Source organism: Streptomyces sp. NPDC111520 (assembly GCF_055635295.1).
In genome coordinates this window covers 333,031-352,709 of the sequence record NZ_JBVKBW010000006.1, presented here as the reverse complement: position 1 = coordinate 352,709, position 19,679 = coordinate 333,031, and the positions used below count along the sequence as shown (strand labels likewise).

Sequence of the window (19,679 nt, the reverse complement as noted above, 5' to 3'; positions counted from 1 at the left end):
CCTTGCTGTGGCCGGTCACCGGTCGCCCTGCGCCTGGATGGCCGTGATGGCGACGGTGTTGACGATGTCCTGGACCAGCGCGCCGCGCGACAGGTCGTTGACGGGCTTGCGCAGGCCCTGCAGCACGGGGCCGACCGCCACCGCACCCGCCGAACGCTGCACCGCCTTGTAGGTGTTGTTGCCGGTGTTGAGGTCCGGGAAGATCAGCACGGTGGCGTTGCCGGCGACCTTCGAGTCCGGCAGCTTGGTGGCCGCGACCTTGGCGTCGACCGCCGCGTCGTACTGGATCGGGCCCTCCACCAGCAGCTCCGGGCGCCGCTGCCGGACCAGTTCGGTGGCCCGGCGCACCTTGTCCACGTCGGCGCCCGAGCCGGAGGTGCCGGTGGAGTACGACAGCATCGCCACCCGCGGCTCGACCCCGAACTGGGCGGCGGTCTCGGCGGACTGGATCGCGATGTCGGCCAGCTGCTCGGCGTCCGGGTCGGGGTTCACCGCGCAGTCGCCGTACACCAGCACCCGGTCGGCCAGGCACATGAAGAAGACGGAGCTGACGATGGACGCGCCCGGGGCGGTCTTGATGACCTCGAAGGCCGGGCGGATCGTCGCCGCCGTGGAGTGGACGGCGCCGGAGACCATGCCGTCGGCGAGGCCCTGCTCCACCATCAGCGTCCCGAAGTAGGAGACGTCGGCGACGACGTCGTACGCCAGCTCGTAGCTGACGCCGCGGTGGGCGCGGAGCCGGGCGTAGAGCTCCGCGAAGTTCTCGCGCAGCGGCGAGGTCTGCGGGTCGGTCAGGGTGCAGCCGGGCACGTCGACGTTGACGCCGAGCTCGCCGGCCCGCTTGCGGATGGCGTCCTCGTCGCCGAGCAGGACGATGTCGCAGACGTCCCGGCGCAGCAGGACCTCGGCCGCGTGCAGGATGCGCTCCTCGGTCCCCTCGGGCAGGACCACCCGGCGGCGGCCCGAGCGGGCCCGCTCGATCAGCTCGTGCTCGAACATCATCGGGGTGACGCGCTCGCCGCGCACCACCGACAGCCGCTCGGTCAGCTCGGGACCGTCCACGTGCTTCTCGAAGAGCCCGAGCGCCGTCTCCGCCTTGCGCGGGGTGGCCGCGCCCAGCCGCGCCTCCAGGGCGAACAGCTCGGCGGCGGTCGGGAAGCTGCCGGCCGGCACCGACATCACCGGCGTGCCGGGGGCCAGCCGGGCCGCCAGGGCCATGATCTCCGGGCCGGGCACCTCGTCGAGGGTGAGCAGGATGCCGGCGATGGGCGGGGAGCCGGCGGAGTGCGCGGCCAGCGAGCCGATGATCAGGTCAGCCCGGTCGCCCGGGGTGATCACCATGCAGCCGGGGGTCAGCGCGCGGATGAAGGTCGGCAGCATCGCGCCGCCGAAGACGAAGCCCATCACGTCCCGGGACAGTCCGCCGTGGTCCCCGAGGAGCACCTCGGCGTGCAGCGTCTCGACGACCTGGGAGACCGTGGGGGCCGACAGCGCGGGCTCGTCGGGCAGCACGTACGCGGGCACCGGGAGCCGGCGGCGCAGCCGCTCCGCGGCCTCCTCCAGCACCTGCGGGGGCACCCGGTTGGCGATCATGGCGATGATGTCGCAGCCCAGCCCGCTGTACGCCTGGTGCGCGTTGCGGACCTCGTCCACCACCGAGTCGGCGCTCTGGTCGCGGCCGCCGACCACCGGGATCACCGAGGCGCCGAACTCGTTCGCGAGCCGGGCGTTGACGCCCAGCTCGCCGGGGAGGTTGGTCTCGTGGAAGTCCGAGCCGAGGACGAGCACGGTGGGGAACTCCGCGGCCACCAGGTGGTAGCGCTCCACCAGGCGCGCGATGAGCGCGTCCCGGCCCTGCTCGGCCTGGAGCGCGGCCGCCTCCTCGTAGCTCAGGCCGTGGGCGGTCGCCGGGTCCTGGGTGAGCCGGTAGCGGCTGCGCAGCAGCTCGAACATCCGGTCGGGCGTGTCGTGGACGAGCGGCCGGAACACCCCGACGCGGTCCACCTGCCGGGTCAGCAGCTCCATGACGCCCAGCTCGACGACCTGGCGGCCGTCCCCCCTGCCGATACCGGTTACGTACACGCTGCGCGTCACGCGCTCTCTCCGTTCCTGCCCGGCGTGATCCACCCGGACACGGGTGGCGGATACGTCTTGACATTACAGTTCGGCGTGCGTATGGCGCGCGGCGGGTGCGGTGCGGACCTACGATGCGAAAAGGTGACCGTACACGCGACCGGAGGGAGCGTGGAGCGCCATGCGCATCGGAGTCCTCACCGCCGGCGGCGACTGCCCCGGGCTCAACGCCGTGATCCGCTCGGTGACCCACCGCGCGCTGACCTACCACGACGACGAGGTCATCGGCTTCGAGGACGGCTTCAAGGGGCTGCTGGAGGGCCGCTACCGTCCGCTCGACCTGAACTCCGTCAGCGGCATCCTCGCCCGGGGCGGCACCATCCTGGGCTCCTCCCGGCTGGAACGCGCCCGCCTCCACGAGGCCGCCGACAACTGGCGCACCCTCTGCTCCGGCTACGACCTGGACGTCCTGATCCCCATCGGCGGCGAGGGCACGCTCACCGCGGCCCGGCTGCTCGCCGAGGCCGGCATGCCGGTGGTGGGCGTCCCCAAGACCATCGACAACGACATCTCCGCCACCGACCGCACCTTCGGCTTCGACACCGCCGTCACCGTGGCCACCGAGGCCATCGACCGGCTCAAGACCACCGCCGAGTCCCACCAGCGGGTCATGGTCGTCGAGGTCATGGGCCGGCATGCCGGATGGATCGCCCTGGAGTCCGGCATGGCCGGCGGCGCCCACGGCATCTGCCTGCCGGAACGGCCCTTCGACCCCGCCGACCTCGTCGCGATGGTCGAGGAGCGCTTCGCCCGCGGGAAGAAGTTCGCCGTCATCTGCGTCGCCGAGGGCGCCCACCCCGCCGAGGGCACCATGCCGTACGCCCACGGCGAGATCGACGCCTACGGCCACGAGCGCTTCGCCGGCATCGGCGCGCGGCTCGCCGCGGAGCTGGAGCAGCGCATGGGCAAGGAGGCCCGCCCGGTCATCCTCGGCCACGTCCAGCGCGGCGGCGTGCCCACCGCGTACGACCGCGTGCTGGCGACCCGCTTCGGCTGGCACGCCGTGGAGGCCGCGCACAAGGGCGCCTTCGGCTGCATGACGGCGCTGCGCGGCACCGCGGTGGAACTGGTGCCGCTCGCCGACGCGGTGATGGTGCTCAAGCGGGTGCCCGAGGACCGCATGCAGGAAGCCGAGTCGGTGTTCTGACGCACCGTCACTCTCGGGCGGGTGAACGGCGCTTGCGGTGAACGGCCGCGGGGCGCACGGCTCAGGGGCGGCGCTGCGTCGCCCAGCGGTAGGTGAGTTCGGGCCTGCCGACCTGGCCGTACTGCGGGGCGCGTACCGCGCGGCCGGTCTCCACCAGGTGCTCCAGGTAGCGGCGGGCCGTGATCCGCGAGACGCCCACCGCCTGGGCCGCCGCGTTCGCCGACAGCCCCTCCGCCGCCTCGCGCAGCGCCGCGGTCACCGCCTCCAGGGTCGGCCCGCTCAGGCCCTTGGGGAGCACCGAGCTCTCCGGGCTGCGCAGCGCGGCCAGGGCGCGGTCCACCTCGTCCTGGCCCGAGGCCTCCCCGCCGGCGAGCTCGTCGCGGTAGCGCGCCCAGCGTTCCAGCCGGTCGCGCAGGGTGGGGAAGGTGAAGGGCTTCAGCAGGTACTGCACCACCCCGACCGAGACGGCCTGCCGCACCACCCCGAGGTCACGGGCCGAGGTCACCGCCACCACGTCGGCGGTGTGCCCGGCCGCGCGAAGGGTGCGGACGACCTGCAGCCCGTGCCCGTCGGGCAGGTTGAGGTCGAGCAGGATCAGATCCACCTGGTGGCGTTCCAGGGCGCGCAGCGCCGCGCCCCCGGAGTGGGCCACCGCGGCCACCGTGAACCCCGGCAGCCGTTCCACGTACAGCCGGTGGGCGTCCGCCGCCACCGGGTCGTCCTCGACGACCAGCACCCTGATCATGTCCGCACCTCCCCGCGCAGCGGCAACCGTACGGTGAAGGTGGCGCCGCCGCCCACCGGCCCGTCCAGGTCCACGGTGCCGCCCGCGCGCCGGGCGGTCTGCTCGACGAGCGCGAGCCCGAGGCCGTGCCCGTGGCTCTTGGTCGTCCAGCCGCGCCGGAAGACCTCCCGCACCACCGCCGGGTCCACCCCGCGCCCGCTGTCGGTGACCCGCAGCAGCAACTCGCCCTCGTCGGCCCGGGCGGTGACCTCGACGTGCGGGCGGGCGGTCGTCTGCGCGGCCCCCTCGATCGCGGCGTCCAGGGCGTTGTCGATCAGGTTGCCCAGCAGGGTGACGAGGTCCCGGGAGGTGAGGGAGGCGGGCAGCACCCCGTCGTCGATGCGGCTGTCCTCGGTGACCGTCAGCTCCACACCGCGCTCGTGCGCCTCGGCCGCCTTGCCCAGCAGCAGCGCGGCCAGCACCGGTTCCGCCACCGCCGCCACCACGCGGTCGGTCAGCGCCTGGGCCAGCTCCAGTTCGGCGGTCGCGAACTCCACCGCGTCCTGGGTGCGTCCCAGTTCGATGAGCGAGACGACCGCGTGCAGGCGGTTGGACGCCTCGTGCGCCTGCGAGCGCAGCGCCTCGGCGAAGCCCCGCACGGAGTCCAGTTCGCCGGTGAGGGACTGCAGGTCGGTGTGGTCCCGCAGGGTCACCACGGTGCCGCGGCGCTCCCCGCCGCGCACCGGCGAGGTGTTGACCACCACCACCCGCTCCGCGGTCAGGTGCACCTCGTCCACCCGCGGTTCGGCCGCCAGCAGCGCGCCGGTCAGCGAGGTGGGCAGCCCGAGCCCGGCGACGTAGGAGCCGACCACGTCCTCGGGCAGGCCCAGCAGTTCGCGGGCGGCGTCGTTGCACAGCGCGACCCTGCGGTCGGCGTCCAGCAGGATCAGGCCCTCGCGCACCGCGTGCAGGGTCGCCTGGTGGTAGTCGTACATGCGGCTCAGCTCGGCCGCGGCCATGCCGTGCGTGTGGCGGCGCAACCGGGCGTTGGCGAGGTAGGTGCCGACGCCGCCGACCGCCAGGGCCGCCGCGGCGATCCCGATGAGCACCGCCAGCTGTTCCCGGACCCGGTCGGTGATGGCCTCGACCGTGATGCCGACGCTGACCAGGCCGACGATCCGGCCGTCGTCGTGGACGGGGGTGACCACGCGCACGGACGCGCCCAGCGTGCCGGTGTAGGTCTCCGTGAAGGTGCCGCCGCGCTGGGCGGCCTCTATGTGCCCGAGGAAGCGGTGGCCTATCTGCCCGGTGTCGGGGTGCGTCCAGCGGATGCCGTCCGGGCTCATGATCGTGATGAAGGAGACGCCGGTGTCCCGCCTGACCTGCTCCGCGTACGGCTGGAGCGCGGCGGTGGGGTCCGCGCCGCGGATGGCCGCCGCGACCGAGGGGGCGTCGGCCACCGCCCGCGCGGCGGCCGTGACCCGGTCCTTCGCGGCGTCCTCCGCGCGCTCGGCGGCGTTGACGTAGACGAGCACCGCGATGCCCGCGACCACCATGGCCACGATGACCACCTGCATCGCGAACAACTGGCCCGCCAGGCTGCGCGCACGGCGGCGCGGCCGGGGGCGGAGGAGGCGGGTCGGGAGCAGCATGCCCACCAGTGTGCACAGGTGCCGCGAACACAATGAACGCAAACGTGACCTGGCTCACTGCGCAGGCGCATAGTCACCGGGACCTATCCAATCGCGGGCGTCCCGGGACGGCGTCCGGGTGGACCGAGGAGACGAAGGTGTCAGTGCCGGTACAGAGCCGTACCCAGGGTCGCAGGGACCGCACCCATTTCCTGTACATCGCGGTGCTCGTCGCCGCGGTCGCCGGCGCCGTGCTCGGGATGGTCGCGCCCGACGCGGCCGTCGAGCTGAAGCCCATAGGCACCGGCTTCGTGAACCTGATCAAGATGATGATCTCGCCGATCATCTTCTGCACGATCGTGCTCGGCGTGGGCTCGGTCCGCCAGGCCGCCAAGGTCGGCAGGGTCGGCGGCCTCGCCCTCGGCTACTTCGTGGTGATGTCCTTCGTGGCCCTCGCCATCGGCCTGGTGGTCGGCAACATCCTCCAGCCCGGCGACGGGCTGCACCTGACGAACGCGCTGGCGGACGCCGGCCAGGCGCAGGCCAAGGACGCCCCGGCCGAGACCCTGCCGGACTTCCTGCTGAGCATCATCCCGGTCACCCTGGTCTCCGCCTTCACCGAGGGCCAGGTGCTGCAGACCCTCCTGGTCGCCCTCCTGGTCGGCTTCGGCCTGCAGGCCATGGGGACGGCGGGCGAGCCGATCCTGCGCGGTGTCGGCCACATCCAGAAGCTGGTCTTCCGCGTGCTGTCCATGATCATGTGGGCGGCCCCGATCGGCGCCTTCGGCGCGATCGCGGCGGTCGTCGGCTCGGCGGGCGTGGACGCCCTCAAGGCGCTCGCCACGATCATGCTCGGCTTCTACGTCACCTGCCTGATCTTCGTCGTGGTCGTGCTCGGCCTGATGCTCCGGTTCTTCGCCGGGGTCAACCTCTTCCAGCTGCTGAAGTACCTCGGCCGGGAGTTCCTGCTGATCGTCTCCACCTCGTCCTCGGAGTCGGCGCTGCCCCGCCTCATCGCGAAGATGGAGCACCTGGGCGTCAGCCGTCCGGTCGTCGGCATCACCGTGCCGACCGGCTACTCCTTCAACCTCGACGGCACCATGATCTACCTGACCATGGCGTCGCTGTTCATCGCCGACTCGATGGGCCAGCCGCTCGCCCTCGGCCAGCAGATCACCCTGCTGCTCTTCATGATGGTCGCCTCCAAGGGCGCCGCCGGCGTCACCGGCGCGGGCCTGGCGACCCTCGCCGGTGCGCTCCAGTCGCACAAGCCGGCCCTGGTCGACGGCGTCGGCCTCATCGTCGGCATCGACCGCTTCATGAGCGAGGCGCGCGCCGTCACCAACTTCGCGGGCAACGCCGTCGCCACGGTGCTGATCGGCACGTGGACCAAGGAGTTCGACCGTGAGCAGGCCCAGCGCGTGTTCGCCGGCGAGCTGCCCTTCGACGAGACCACGCTCGTCGACGACGGCCACGGCGCGGCCCCCGAGCCCGCCGAGCCCGCCGAGCCGGCGGGCAGCGGCAAGGAGCCGGTGACGACGGCCTGACCGGCCGTCACCCCCGATACGGTCCCGCCGGGCGGATCCCCCCTCCGTCCGGCGGGACCTTTTCCGTGCGGGGAAGGGGGAGTCACCCGATCGGCCGAGGACGCGGGGGTGAGTTCCGGAAAGTGCGCCGAGCGGCCCGGGGCCGGTCGGCGCGCGGGCGTACGGGGCTCGCGCGCCCCGCGCACGGGGCGTCGCGCGGCACGCCGGAAGGCGTGCCGAGGGGGCGGTCGCCATGCGGTGCACGAAGGGCTTCAGAAAGTTCGTCTCGGTTCGTGGATATGGCCAATTCCCGTTCCACGTAAGGGAGATAATCACACGGCCCGGCGTTGGGGACGGGGGAGCGCAGGCGCCTGCTGCATTTGGCGTATTCGGCACCACTTGCAGCAGCGGTGACTCGTTGTCACTGCTGCGTCGCAATGTCCGGGGTGAGAGGATTTTTTTTACCACATTCCGGACATATGGTGTGCGACCCTAACGCACCTCACTGGACAAGGACCCGCTATGACTGCCACCCCCACCGTGCACGCCGGCCATGACGCTCCGACCCGGCGCCCGCAGACGCGGCGGAGGATCCCGCTGGCGGAGCTCGCCTCCCGCGGCAGCTCCGTCGCCTCCCCGGCCCTTGACCGTGTGATGCCCGCCGCCGCGTCCGCGGGGGCCGTCCCCGTCGCCGCCTTCCAGTCGTTCAGCAGCAAGTAGGACGGACGACTCGGGGGTTCCGGGCGCCGCAGTCATGGAGGCATCAGCGCCGGTCAGGCCGTTGTCGCAGTTCGTGCTCAAGTTGCACAGCCGGTGCGACCTGGCGTGCGACCACTGCTACGTCTACGAGCACGCCGACACCAGCTGGAAGACGCGGCTCCGCGCCACCCCCGACGAGGTATTCGAGCGGGTGGCGGCGCGGATCGCCGAACATGCCGCGGCGCACCGGCTCCCCGCCGTCCAAGTGGTGTTCCACGGGGGAGAACCCCTGCTCGCCGGCCCGGCGCGGATCCGCCGGGCCGCCGCGGCACTGCGCGGGGCGCTGGACGGCGTGTGCGCCCTCGAACTCGGCATCCAGACCAACGCCGTCCTCCTGGACGAACGGTTCTGCGACGTCTTCGACGAGTTCGGCGTCTCGGTCGGCGTCTCCCTGGACGGCGGCAGGGCCGAGAACGACCGGCACCGCCGGTTCGCCGACGGGCGCGGCAGCTACGACAAGGTGGTGGCCTCGATCGGGCTGCTCCGCGAGCCGCGCTACCGCCATCTGTTCGGCGGGCTGCTCTGCACCATCGACGTGGAGAACGACCCCGTGGCGGTGTACGAGGCGCTGATGGCGCTCGAACCGCCCCGCATCGACTTCCTGCTGCCCCACGCCACCCACGACGCCCCGCCCGCGCGCCCCGGCGACGCCCGGGCGCCCTACGCGCAGTGGCTGCTGACCGTCCACCGCCGCTGGACCGCCGAGGGCCGCCCGGTGCCCGTGCGGGTCTTCGACTCCGTGCGCCGGATGCTGCGCGGCGGCAGCAGCCTCGTGGAGTCGATCGGCACCGACCCGGTCGACCTCGTCGTGATCGAGACCGACGGCACCTTCGAGCAGGCCGACTCGCTCAAGACCGCCTACGACGGCGCCCCCGCCACCGGGATGGACGTGTTCGCCCACTCCCTGGACGAGGTCGCCGCCCACCCCGGCATCACGGCACGGCGGCAGGGCAAGGACGGGCTGTGCGACGAGTGCCGCCGCTGCCCGGTCGTCGACGTCTGCGGCGGGGGACTGTACGCGCATCGCTACCGCACGGGTTCCGGATTCGCGAACCCGTCCGCGTACTGCGCCGACCTGATGGAGTTGATCCTCGGCATCCGCGAGGCCGAGGAGACGGAACGGGAGATCCCGGTGAGCACCGCGTCGGGGCAGCAGCCCCAGTCCCCCTTGACGGAGGACCAGATCGACCAGCTGGCGGCCGGCCACGGCGACGCCGCGACCGTCGCCGTGCTCGCCGCCGAGCAGTTGGAGATCACCCGCGGCCTGCTCACCGCCGTCTGGGAGCGCGCTCCCCGGGACGGCAGGACGGCCGCGGTCTGGCGGGTGCTCGCCGAGGTCGACGAGGCCGCGCCGCAGGCCCTGGACGAGGTGCTCGCCCACCCGTACGTCCGGCCCTGGGCCCGGCACTGCCTGGAGACGGGCGGCGACGGCGGGGCGGACGTGGCCGGGCTCGCGGAGTTCGCGGCCGCCGCCGTGGTGCGGGCCGCCGGCCGGTACGGGGCGGCCGTGCGCGTCCCCGTACGCGACGGTGCGGTACGGCTGCCCGGCCTCGGCCGTGTCCTGGTCGGCGCCCCCGACGGCGAGGAGGCCGAAGTGAGCGCGGACGCCGGCGGGTTCGGCGTGCGCGCCGGCGGCCGGACGCTGCGGATCGCCGCGCACGACCCGGGGGACGCGCGCTGGCACCCGGTGCGGCGGGTCGGCCCGGCAGGCTGGAGCGTGGCGCTGGAGGACACCGACCCCTACCGCGACGCCCACCAGTGGCCCCCGGTACCCCGGCAGGACGAGGCCGAGGTCAAGGCCTGGCACGAGGACCTGGTCGCCGCCTGGGACTTCCTCGGCCGTGAACTGCCCCGCTACGCGCCGGGACTGGCCGCCGGACTCGGCACCGTCACCCCGCTGGTCCCGCCGGACGACGGCAGCGACGTCAGCGGAGCCGCCCGGCAGGCCTTCGGCGCGGTCGGCATCGCGCGGCCCGCCCTGCCGGACACCCTGGCCCTGCTGGTCGCCCACGAGTTCCAGCACGTCAAGCTCGGTGCCGTACTGGACCTGATGGACCTGTACGACCCGCGGGACACCCGCCTCTTCCACGCCCCGTGGCGCCCCGACCCGCGCCCGCTGGAGGGGCTGCTGCAGGGGACGTACGCCCATGTCGCCGTCGCCGAGTACTGGCGCGCGCAGGCCCGCCGGGACGTCCCGGGGGCGGCCGCGCCCTTCGCCCGCTGGACCCGCGAGACCGCGGAGGCGGTCGACCGGCTGGCCGGCAGCGGATCCCTCACCCCGCTCGGCGAGCGGTTCGCGGACGGCATGGCCCGCACCGTCGCCCCCTGGCTCTCCGAACTGAACGGGGTCTGACGTGCACACCCTGCAAAGCCTGACCCGGGACCTGCGCGCGCTGGGCGTCGAGCCGGGGGAGGTGCTGCTCGTCCAGGGCTCGCTGAAGTCGATCGGTCCCGTCGAGGGCGGCGTCCGCACCGTGATCGCGGCCCTGCGGGCGGCGCTCGGCGACCACGGCACCCTCGTCGCGTACGCGGCGACCCCGGAGAACTCGGTCACCTCCAGGGCCGACCGGCAGCACACCGAGGGCATGGACGAGGCGGAACTGGCCGCGTACCGCGAGGCGATGCCCGCCTTCGACCCGCTGACCACGCCCGTCTCGCCCAGCGTGGGACGGCTCGGCGAAGAGGTCCGGCTGCTCACGGGCGCGCTGCGCAGCGCGCACCCGCACACCTCCTTCACCGCCTTCGGCCCGGCCGCGAGCTTCGTCACCGACGGCCACGCGCTGGAGAGCCACCTGGGCGAGGACTCGCCCACCGCACGCCTCTACGACCTGCGGGCCCGAGCCCTGCTGATCGGCGTGGACCTGTGGGTCTGCACCGCCTACCACCTCGCCGACTACCGGGCGGTCCCGCCGCCGGACCGCCCCTACCAGGCCGTGGTGCGCACGGAGGACGGCGGCAAGGAGTGGGTGCACTTCGAGGCGCCCGACATCGACGACCGGCACTTCCCGGGGCTGGTCCCGGTGGTGGCGAGCGAGTGCGCGGTGCTGGACGGTCCCCTGGGTGCCGCCGCCTGCCATCTGGTGCCGATCGCCGACGCCGTGGACGTCATCGCCAAATGGCTGGTGAGCAACGGGCGTTGACGGAATCCGGGCAAAATTGATGGTCATGCGCTATTCCGCCGGAGAATCGGCGGTTCCTACACTGAGGTTCCCTCACGAGGGGTGGAGCGGGGTCGTGTAGGTCGGGCGGGGGAGATGGCGCATGGCATTACCCGTGGGGCAGGGCGACGCCTCGGACAAGCCGTACTTCTTCCTCAGCTATGCGCACACCCCCCGGAACGACCCCTCGGACCCCGACCCCGACCTGTGGGTCGCCAAGCTCTACAACGACCTCTGCGCGCACATCCTGCAGATGACCACGCTCCCCGCCGGGGTGCGGGCGGGCTTCATGGACCGGGGGATGAACGTCGGCGAGGGCTGGCCGGAATCGCTCGCCGAGGCACTGGCGCACTGCCGGGTCTTCGTCCCGCTCTATTCGCCCCGCTACTTCCGCAGCCCGCAGTGCGGCAAGGAGTGGTACGCCTTCTCGCAGCGCGCCCTCTACCACCGGTCCTTGCACGACCGCCCGATATCCGGCATCGTGCCCGCGCTGTGGGTGCCGGTCCCCACCGGGGACATGCCGGGTCCGGCCGAGTCCCTGCAGTTCAACCACGCGGACTTCGGTGAGGACTACGCCGCCGAGGGCTTCTACGGGCTGATCAAGCTCAGCTACCTCAAGCACGAGTACGAGCGGGCCGTCTACCGGCTGGCGCAGCGCATCGTGCAGGTCGTCGAGGACACCAAGATCGCCACGGGCCGCCACCTCGACTACCACCACGTCCCCAGCGCCTTCGGGCCCCCGGGCGCCAGCCGGCCGCTGCGCGTGACCGTGCTCGCCTGCTGCGACACCGAGGAACTGCCCGCGGGCCGCGGCCCCACCTGCTACGGGCCCTCGCCGCGCGACTGGAACCCGTACCGCCCGCAGAGCAGCCGGCCGCTGGCCGACCACGCCGCCGACCTGGCGCGCAACCTCGACTACCGGGTCAGCGTCGGGGTGTTCGAGGAGGAACTGGACCGCCTGCTGGACCCGACCCCCACCGCCCCCGGCCTGCTGCTGCTCGACCGCTGGGCCCTGGAGTCGCCCGAACGGCACGACATGCTCAGCCGCTTCGGCAGCGAGCGCCGGCCCTGGGTGAGCGTGCTGGTGCCGTGGAACCGCACCGACCCGGAGTCCAACGGCCACGAGGAGACGCTGCGCCGCCTCGCCGACGAGGCCCTCGACCCCGGCCGCGCCGAGGGCCCGGGCGCGCGCTTCGTCCGCAACAACATCCCGAGCCTCGAGGCCTTCAGCGACGAGGTCCCGCGGGCCGTCGGACGTGCGGCCAAGCACTACGCCGCCCACGCCCCGGCCTTCCCGCCCCAGGGGCCGCACACCCCGCGCCCGAGGCTGCGGGGCCCGTCCGCCGGGGTGTACGGACCCGAACGCTCCTCCCCGCACGGCCTGCACGACGACCGCGGCACCACTGAACCCGACAAGCCGGAGGGCCAGGATGACCGAGAGCCGTAACGGACGTGTGATCACGTTCTACTCGTACAAGGGCGGCACCGGACGGACCATGGCCCTGGCGAACACCGCGTGGATCCTCGCCGCCAACGGCCACCGGGTGCTGACGGTCGACTGGGACCTGGAGGCCCCCGGCCTCTTCCGCTTCTTCCACCCCTTCCTCGACTCCTCCGCGCTCGCGGCCACGACCGGCATGATCGACCTGATCACCGAGTACCGCGAGGAGGCGCTGCGCGACGTGCCGCGGCCCCCCGACTGGCACCGCCAGTTCGCCCGGGTGCGCCCACACGCCATCTCCCTCAACTGGGCCTTCCCCGACGGCGGCAGCCTGGACTACCTGTCCGCGGGCCGGCAGGACCGCAACTACTCCACCGCGCTCACCGGCATCGACTGGGACGTCTTCTACGACCGTTTCGGCGGCGGCCAGTTCCTCGACGCCATGCGCGCGGACATGCGGCGCCACTACGACTACGTCCTCATCGACAGCCGCACCGGCCTCAGCGACATCGCCGACATCTGCACCGTCCACATGCCCGACGAGCTGGTGGTCTGCTTCACGCTCAGCGACCAGAGCATCTACGGCGCCGCCACCGTCGCCCGGGACATCGAGGAGCGCTACAACGGCCGCGGCATCCGCATCTTCCCCGTGCCGATGCGCATCGACGACGGCGAGAAGGAGAAGGCGGACGCCGGACGGGCACTGGCCCGCGCCCAGTTCGAGGGCCTGCCGGCCGGCATGGGCGACGACGAACTCGTCGCGTACTGGGGGTCGGTGGAGATCCCGTACCGCCCCTTCTACGCCTACGAGGAGATCCTGGCGACCTTCGGGGACGCCCCGGGCCTGTCCAGCTCGATGCTGTCGGCCTGCGAACGCCTCACCTCCGTCGTCTCCGGCGGCTCGGTGACCTCGCTGCCCCCCATCGCGGAGTCCGAGCGGCTGCGCTGGGCCGCGGAGTTCACCCGGCGCAGGCCCGTCCCGCCGTCCGGTCTGGTGCTGGCGTACGTGCCCGAGGACCGCATGTGGGCGGACTGGATCGAGTGGATCCTGACCCGGGCCGGCTTCCGGGTCGTCCCCTGGGACGTGGAGAGCCACGCCGCCCCCGCGGAACAGCCCGCCGTGGCCGGGGCCTCCGCCCGCACCCTCGTCGTGCTCTCCGCCGCCTACCTGCGGTCCCGGCGGGCCGTGCGGGTGTGGGAGTCGAGCGCCGGCACCGACCCCTCGGGCCCGCAGCACCAACTGCTGCCGATCCGGGTCGGCGACGTGCGGCCGGGCCCGCCGCTGGCCCAGCGCAGCCCGGTCAGCCTGGTGCGGCTCGACCACGCCGCGGCCGCCGGCACGCTGCTGCGGGCGCTCGGACGTGACGAGGCGGACCTCGCCGCGACCGCCATGTCCGGCGGGCCGCGCTACCCCGTCGGCGATCCCAAGGTGTCCAACCTCAGGCCCCGCAACACCTTCTTCACCGGGCGCTCCACTGTCCTGGACCGGCTCCGCGACCGCCTGGGCGGCGGCAACCCGTCCGTCCAGCCGTTCCCGCAGACGCTCCACGGCCTCGGCGGCGTCGGCAAGACGCAGGTGGCGCTGGAGTACGCGCACCGCTTCAAGGCCGACTACGACCTGGTGTGGTGGATCGAGGCCGAGCAGGAGGACCGGATCGCGCCCTCCCTCGCCGAACTCGCCCGCCGCCTGGAACTGCGCGTCGGCGACAGCGTCTCCGAGGCCGCCGAGGCGGCCCGCGACGAACTGGCCACCGGCACCCGCTTCACGCGCTGGCTGCTGGTCTTCGACAACGTCGACGACCCCGAGCGGGTGCGCCGCTTCTTCCCCGGGGGCCGCGGCCACATCGTCGTCACCGCCCGGAACAAGCCGCCGACGGGCGCCACCGAGCCGCTGGAGATCGAGGTCTTCAACCGCTCGGAGAGCGTGGAGCACCTGCGCCGCCGGGTCGGCGGCATGGGCCGGGAGGACGCCGGACAGGTCGCCGAGGCCGTCGGTGACCTGCCGCTGGCCGTCGAGGTGGCCGCGGCCTGGCTCGCCGAGACCGCCACCCCCGTCGACGTGTACGTGCACCAGCTCAAGGAGCAGACGACCAAGGCGCTGTCGGTCACCACCGCCGCCGGCTACCCCCGGGAGGTCGGGGCGACCTGGAGCATCTCCATCAGCCGGCTGCGCGACCAGTCCAGGGCCGCCGTCCGGCTGCTGGAGCTGTGCTCCTTCTTCGCGGCCGAGCCGATCTCGATGACCCTCATCGAGAGCGACTCGATGATCCAGGCGCTGCTGCCCCACGACCCCGAACTGCGCGACCGCTACATGCTCGGCAAGGTCATCCAGGCCCTCAACCGCTTCGCCCTGGCCAAGGTCGACCCCGCCGACAGCAGCATCCAGGTGCACCGGCTGGTGCAGGCCGCCGTGCGCTCGGAGATGTCGGAGGACGCCCAGCAGGACACGATGCACGAGGTGCACCGCATCCTCGCCGAGGCCCGGCCGCCGGAGGACGCCATCAACGACCCGGCGAACTGGCCCGGGTTCGAGCTGATCTGGCCGCACCTCGCCCCCTCGCAGGCCGAGGAGTGCCGTGAGGAGAAGCCGCGCCAGCTGCTGGTCAACCGCGTCCGCTACCTGTGGAAGAGCGGCGAGCTGGAGCAGGCCCGGCTGCTGGCCGAGCAACTGCTCGGCGTGTGGAAGCAGTCCCTCGGCGAGGACGACCTGCAGACCCTCAACCTGCAGTTCGAGCTCGCCAACGTGCTCCGCTCGCAGGGCAGGTACCAGGAGGCGCGGCAGTACGACGAGGACACCCTGGCCCGGCAGACCGCCCTGCTGCCCCCGGGCCACCCGCACACCCTGATCACCGGTGGCAGCCTCGCCGCCGACCTGCGGGCGCTCGGCCTCTTCCAGGAGGCCAGGGAACGCGACGAGGAGATCTACGCCGGATTCAAGGACATCTTCGGCGAGCAGCACCCGCGCTCGCTGGTCGCGGCCAACAACCTCGCCATCGACTACCGGCTCACCGGGGACTCCGAACTCGCCCGCCGCCTCGACCAGGAGACCGTGGACCGGCGCACCCCGATGCTGGGCGACCGCCATCCGTACACCCTGTCCACCAAGGCCAACCTCGCCCGCGACCTGCGGGAGATCGGCGACTACACGGGTTCCGTCGCGATGCTCGAGGAGGTGATGGACGTCTTCCAGGACGTCCTCAACCCCGACGTCCCCGAGACGCTCCGCAACGCCAAGAGCCTCGCGGTCTCGCTGCGCAAGGCGGGCCGCGCCGCCGAGGCGATGCGGCTCACCCAGGTGACCTACGACCGCTACCTGGAGCGGTACGGACCCGACGTGCCCGACACGCTCGCCTGCGCCCTCAACCTCGCCGCCGACTACTCGGCCGCCGGCGACAAGCAGAAGGCCCGCGACCTGGCCACGGACGTCCTCGCCGCCTACCGTCGGATGCTCGGCGACGACCACCCGTTCACCCTGGCCTGCCGCAACAACCTCGCCATCTACCTGCGCGGCAGCGGCAACGCGGAGGAGGCGGTCGCGGTCGGCAACGACACCCTGGCCCGCCTGGAACGCGCCGTCGGCCCCCGCCACCCGTACACCCTCAACTGCACGATCAACCTGGGCAACGCGACGGGCGAACTGGGCGACAGCGACCGGGCCGTCACCCTCCTGGAGACCGCCCTGCGCGGGCTCACCGAGCGCTACGGCCCCGAGCACCCGGACGCCCTGGCCTGCGAGATCAACCTCGCCTACGCCCTGCGGCAGTCCGGCCGGCACGCCCGGGCGCAGGCGATCCGCGCCAAGGTGCTCCCCGAGTGCGCACGGCTGCTCGGCGACGAGCACCCCCTCAGCCGCGCCGCCCGCGAGTGGTACCGGGTCAACCGGGACCTGGAACCGCAGCCGGTGTGAGCGGCGCTCAGGCGGGCACCGAACGCTCCCGGCCGCCCCCGGCGGCCGCCCACGCCAGCACCCGGGGCAGCACGGACAGGGCGGCGAAGTGCGCGGCCCCCGGCTGCACCACCATGGTCGCGCCGGGGATGTGCTCGGCCAGCCAGCGGGAGTGCGCCACCGGCGAGAACACGTCGTCCTCCCCGTGCCACAGCAGCACCGGCGCCGTGATGCGGTCCAGGCCGAACCCCCAGCCGCGGTTGAACGCCAGGGTGTCGTCGATCCAGCCGTCCGCCGAGGTGCGCAACGCCTCCGCATAGGTGCGCAGCAGCATTGTGCGCAGGCCCGCGTCGGCGATCACCCGCTGGTCCGGCACCGGCATCTCCTCCCGGAGCACGGCGAGCAGGCTGGCCGGGTCGTCGCGGATGGTGCGCGAGCGCAGTTCCAGCCGGGCGGCGAGCCGGCGGTGCGCCGCGTCGGCGGTCGTGTGGTCGCGGACGTTGGACCGGGTCATCCCCGCGTACCAGGCGAGCCCCTGCGCGTCCCGGGGCGCGAGCCCCACCAGCACCGCCACCCGCGTCACCCGGTCCGGCAGCAGAGCCGCGCACGCCAGCGAGTGCGGGCCGCCGCCCGAGCGGCCGACCACCGCGAAGGCGTCGAGGCCCATGGCGTCGGCGATCGTCGCGACGTCCGCCGCGGCATCCGCGACCCGTCGGCCGGGCAGCCGCTGCGAACCGCCGTACCCGGGACGGTCGAAGGAGATCAGCCGTACCCCCAGCCGGTACAGCACCGCACTGCGCGGAACCGGGCCGAGCCGGCTGCCGGGCGTGCCGTGCAGCAGGAACACGGGCCTGCCCCGCACGTCGCCCCTGGTCTCGACCGCCAGTTCCCGCCCGTCCCCCGCCCGCACCACACGCACCCGAGCGGCCCCCTCTCGTGTGTCCTCCGGCCCGTCCCGTCCCCGTCCTCACACCCGCATCTCGCGCCTCGCCTGCCAGGTGGTGTGCTCCCGGGACACGGCGTCCTCCGCGTCCCGGGTCAGCTGCGACCACAGGTGCTCGGCATGCGGGTCCTCCAGGTCCAGCGACGCCAGCTGCACCCGGATCAGCTCCAGTTCGTCCGCGGCCACCCGGTACGCCGCGGCCAGCGGGCTGTACTGGCGCAGCTGCGCCCAGGCCGCGACCGAGGCCGTGATGGCCGACACGAAGCCCAGGGTGTCGAAGGGGGACCAGCCGCCCGCCCGCAGGACCAGGAAGAGGACCCCGAGCAGCGGAAACGCCATCGCCAGGCGTCCGGCCCGGCGCCCGTTCACCTCGCAGCGGGCCGCCTTCATCGTGTACCACTCGTGCTGCACCCGGATGCGCTCCCGCAGGTACACGTCGTGCCGTACGCGCAGCGGCGCGTCCCGCAGCCGCCGCATCCCCGGGGTGATGCCCGTGTCGACGCGGGAGGGCAGGGCCCTGCTGCGGCGGAAGGTGTGCAGGACGTCGCCGAGCTGCAGCCGGTACAGGGCGTCGGGGTCGCGTTCGTCGCCGGGCGGCGTGAAGGGGTCGGCGCGCACCGAGTACTTCCAGGCGAGCGTCTTCATCGACTCCGCCAGCGCCCGGCCCTCGTACCAGAGGGCCTGCGGGTTCTGGCGGTGGATCACCCAGGTCGTCCACGCGGCGTACGCGAACAGCGCGGCCGCGAGCCACGAGGCCCAGTGCAGACGGCCCGCGGTGACGTCGAACGAGCTGAAGACGGAGGCCACCGTGAGCAGGCCGAGCTGCTGCCGCGACAGCCGTACGGTCTGCCACTGGCCCCGCAGCGACGCCCGGTCGGCGGCCCAGAACAGGTCCGGCAGCAGATCCCGTTCGCTCACCATCGGCAGCGGCCCCCCGGTCCTCGCTGAATCCCGCAGTGACCCCAGTATGGGCGTGCCGGGGGCGGCCGCCCAGTAGGCGTCCGGCCGAACTCCCGCTCTCGGCGGGCCCCGCCGGTGCTCCGGCCGTCACGCCCTCGGCGAACGCGCGGCGCACCGCCCGGGACGGCGGGCAGGGTGAGGGGTGTGCTGAGACGAGTCGCGGTCCTGTCCGACGTCCACGGCAACCTGCCGGCCCTGGAGGCGGTGCTCGCGGAGCCCGACGTCCGCGCCGCCGAGCGGGTGGTCCTCACCGGGGACCACGCGGCGGGGCCCATGCCGGTGCCCACGCTCGACGCGCTCCGCGGCCTCGGCGAGCGCGCCCTGTGGATCCGCGGCAACGCCGACCGGGAACTGGTCGAGCACCGCCGCACGGGTACGACCACCGGCCACCCGGAGTCGGACTGGGCGGCGGGGCGGCTCCGTGAGGACCAGGTGACCCTGCTGGCCGGACTCCCGGACACCGTGGAACTGGAGGTGGACGGCGCGGGCCGGACGCTGTTCTGCCACGCCACCCCGCGCGACGACGAGGAGATCGTGCTCGTCGACTCCCGCGCCGGGCGCTGGGCCGAGGTGATGACCGGTGTCGCCCCGCAGGTGGAGACCGTCGTCTGCGGCCACACCCACATGCCCTACGCCCGGATCGCCCACGGCCGCCTGGTCGTCAACCCCGGCAGCGTCGGCATGCCGTACGGCCGCCCCGGCGCCCACTGGGCCCTCCTGGGCGCGGCCGGCGTCCAGCTGCGGCGCACCCGCTACGACCGCGAGTCCGCGGCCGCCCGCATCGTCGCGGAGTCGGGCTTCGACGGCGCCGAGGAGTGGGTGGGGGAGTACGTCCTCGGCTGCCACCCGGCCGAGGCCGTGATCGACGCCTGGGGCCCGCGCGACGGTCGCTGACCCCCGGAGGGCCGGTCCCCGGAAGGGGCGCGCCTGCCGGCGCCCGCTCAGTCCCACCACACGACGACGTACAGCCCGCGCCGCGAGGCCTCTTCGCAGAAGGCCCGCAGCGCGGTGAAGTGCTCCGTCAGGTATCCCCAGGGGTCCCGGACGCCCGGCATCCCGTGGTCCGCCCCGTGTACCCGCACCGCGGCCCAGTCGATCGCCGCCAGACCCTCCGCGACCAGGGCCGACGCCGTGACGCCCGCGGCACGGCACACCTTCAGGAGTGTGGCCGGTACCCAGTAGAGGTCGAGGACATCCTCCCGTGGCGGGTCCCACCCCGGGTCGGCGTCCGGGGACTCCCGGGCCGCGTCACGGCACCGGGCCAGGAACTCCTCCGTCACCCGCGCGAGTTGCTGTGTCACCGCCAGGGGAACCATGGTGTCCCACCCGGCGCCTGTGGTGGTAACGCCGCATGGACGTAGGGACGTTCAC

At 73.4% G+C, this 19,679-nt stretch carries 14 protein-coding genes; 8 read left to right on the top strand and 6 right to left on the bottom strand.

Annotation, left to right across the window (positions count from 1 at the left end; genetic code table 11):
- Nucleotides 1–15: 15 nt before the first annotated feature.
- Entirely contained in the window at nt 16–2,094 is a 2,079-nt protein-coding gene (gene pta / locus ACZ7MY_RS16475; RefSeq protein WP_499602414.1) for a phosphate acetyltransferase, read from the bottom strand.
- A 160-nt stretch (nt 2,095–2,254) separates the two neighbouring features.
- Here pta and ACZ7MY_RS16470 point away from each other — a divergent pair, with 160 nt between their 5' ends.
- On the top strand, nt 2,255–3,280 hold the full coding sequence (locus ACZ7MY_RS16470; protein WP_499602413.1) for an ATP-dependent 6-phosphofructokinase: 1,026 nt from the start codon (nt 2,255–2,257) through the stop codon (nt 3,278–3,280).
- A gap of 61 nt (nt 3,281–3,341) precedes the next feature.
- On the opposite strand, the gene ACZ7MY_RS16465 is transcribed toward ACZ7MY_RS16470, so the two are convergent.
- Both ACZ7MY_RS16465 and ACZ7MY_RS16460 read right to left on the bottom strand, forming a co-directional pair.
- A complete protein-coding gene (locus tag ACZ7MY_RS16465) occupies nt 3,342–4,025 on the bottom strand; it encodes a response regulator (protein WP_499602410.1) in 684 nt (227 codons plus the stop codon).
- On the bottom strand, nt 4,022–5,656 hold the full coding sequence (locus ACZ7MY_RS16460; RefSeq protein WP_499602408.1) for a sensor histidine kinase: 1,635 nt from the start codon (nt 5,654–5,656) through the stop codon (nt 4,022–4,024). The genes ACZ7MY_RS16465 and ACZ7MY_RS16460 overlap by 4 nt, the downstream gene beginning before the upstream one ends.
- A gap of 143 nt (nt 5,657–5,799) precedes the next feature.
- Here ACZ7MY_RS16460 and ACZ7MY_RS16455 point away from each other — a divergent pair, with 143 nt between their 5' ends.
- The 6 genes from ACZ7MY_RS16455 to fxsT all read left to right on the top strand — a co-directional run bounded on the left by ACZ7MY_RS16455 (nt 5,800) and on the right by fxsT (nt 16,426).
- Nucleotides 5,800–7,182, top strand: coding sequence for a cation:dicarboxylate symporter family transporter (locus tag ACZ7MY_RS16455; protein ID WP_499602754.1), 1,383 nt, complete (start codon nt 5,800–5,802; stop codon nt 7,180–7,182).
- Nucleotides 7,183–7,683: 501 nt separating this feature from the next.
- Nucleotides 7,684–7,881, top strand: coding sequence for an FxSxx-COOH cyclophane-containing RiPP peptide (gene fxsA, locus ACZ7MY_RS16450; protein ID WP_499602406.1), 198 nt, complete (start codon nt 7,684–7,686; stop codon nt 7,879–7,881).
- A gap of 34 nt (nt 7,882–7,915) precedes the next feature.
- Nucleotides 7,916–10,273: an FxsB family cyclophane-forming radical SAM/SPASM peptide maturase gene (locus ACZ7MY_RS16445; RefSeq protein ID WP_499602404.1), complete on the top strand. Its 2,358-nt coding sequence runs from the start codon at nt 7,916–7,918 to the stop codon at nt 10,271–10,273.
- Between the two features lies 1 nt (nt 10,274).
- The gene (locus ACZ7MY_RS16440) at nt 10,275–11,060 is read left to right on the top strand and encodes an AAC(3) family N-acetyltransferase (protein WP_499602403.1); all 786 of its coding nucleotides are present in this window, start codon (nt 10,275–10,277) and stop codon (nt 11,058–11,060) included.
- A gap of 121 nt (nt 11,061–11,181) precedes the next feature.
- Nucleotides 11,182–12,525 (top strand): TIR-like protein FxsC, encoded by a 1,344-nt coding sequence (locus ACZ7MY_RS16435; RefSeq protein WP_499602401.1) that lies wholly within the window; start codon nt 11,182–11,184, stop codon nt 12,523–12,525.
- A complete protein-coding gene (fxsT, locus tag ACZ7MY_RS16430) occupies nt 12,509–16,426 on the top strand; it encodes an FxSxx-COOH system tetratricopeptide repeat protein (protein ID WP_499602400.1) in 3,918 nt (1,305 codons plus the stop codon). The genes ACZ7MY_RS16435 and fxsT overlap by 17 nt, the downstream gene beginning before the upstream one ends.
- Before the next feature lie 7 nt (nt 16,427–16,433).
- On the opposite strand, the gene ACZ7MY_RS16425 is transcribed toward fxsT, so the two are convergent.
- Both ACZ7MY_RS16425 and ACZ7MY_RS16420 read right to left on the bottom strand, forming a co-directional pair.
- On the bottom strand, nt 16,434–17,324 hold the full coding sequence (locus ACZ7MY_RS16425; RefSeq protein ID WP_499602399.1) for an alpha/beta fold hydrolase: 891 nt from the start codon (nt 17,322–17,324) through the stop codon (nt 16,434–16,436).
- A gap of 48 nt (nt 17,325–17,372) precedes the next feature.
- Nucleotides 17,373–18,269: a DUF4231 domain-containing protein gene (locus ACZ7MY_RS16420; protein ID WP_499602398.1), complete on the bottom strand. Its 897-nt coding sequence runs from the start codon at nt 18,267–18,269 to the stop codon at nt 17,373–17,375.
- A gap of 183 nt (nt 18,270–18,452) precedes the next feature.
- Between ACZ7MY_RS16420 and ACZ7MY_RS16415 the strand changes: the two genes are divergently transcribed.
- On the top strand, nt 18,453–19,202 hold the full coding sequence (locus ACZ7MY_RS16415) for a metallophosphoesterase family protein (protein ID WP_499602397.1): 750 nt from the start codon (nt 18,453–18,455) through the stop codon (nt 19,200–19,202).
- A gap of 47 nt (nt 19,203–19,249) precedes the next feature.
- On the opposite strand, the gene ACZ7MY_RS16410 is transcribed toward ACZ7MY_RS16415, so the two are convergent.
- Nucleotides 19,250–19,624: a hypothetical protein gene (locus ACZ7MY_RS16410; protein ID WP_499602396.1), complete on the bottom strand. Its 375-nt coding sequence runs from the start codon at nt 19,622–19,624 to the stop codon at nt 19,250–19,252.
- Nucleotides 19,625–19,679: the final 55 nt, after the last annotated feature.

Coding starts and splice junctions, on each gene's coding strand:
- ACZ7MY_RS16470 (WP_499602413.1), top strand. CDS start 2,255: ATGCGCATCGGAGTCCTCACCGCCGGCGGCGACTGCCCCGGGCTCAAC.
- ACZ7MY_RS16465 (WP_499602410.1), bottom strand. CDS start 4,025: ATGATCAGGGTGCTGGTCGTCGAGGACGACCCGGTGGCGGCGGACGCC.
- ACZ7MY_RS16460 (WP_499602408.1), bottom strand. CDS start 5,656: ATGCTGCTCCCGACCCGCCTCCTCCGCCCCCGGCCGCGCCGCCGTGCG.
- fxsA (WP_499602406.1), top strand. CDS start 7,684: ATGACTGCCACCCCCACCGTGCACGCCGGCCATGACGCTCCGACCCGG.
- ACZ7MY_RS16445 (WP_499602404.1), top strand. CDS start 7,916: ATGGAGGCATCAGCGCCGGTCAGGCCGTTGTCGCAGTTCGTGCTCAAG.
- ACZ7MY_RS16435 (WP_499602401.1), top strand. CDS start 11,182: ATGGCATTACCCGTGGGGCAGGGCGACGCCTCGGACAAGCCGTACTTC.
- fxsT (WP_499602400.1), top strand. CDS start 12,509: ATGACCGAGAGCCGTAACGGACGTGTGATCACGTTCTACTCGTACAAG.
- ACZ7MY_RS16420 (WP_499602398.1), bottom strand. CDS start 18,269: ATGGTGAGCGAACGGGATCTGCTGCCGGACCTGTTCTGGGCCGCCGAC.
- ACZ7MY_RS16410 (WP_499602396.1), bottom strand. CDS start 19,624: ATGGTTCCCCTGGCGGTGACACAGCAACTCGCGCGGGTGACGGAGGAG.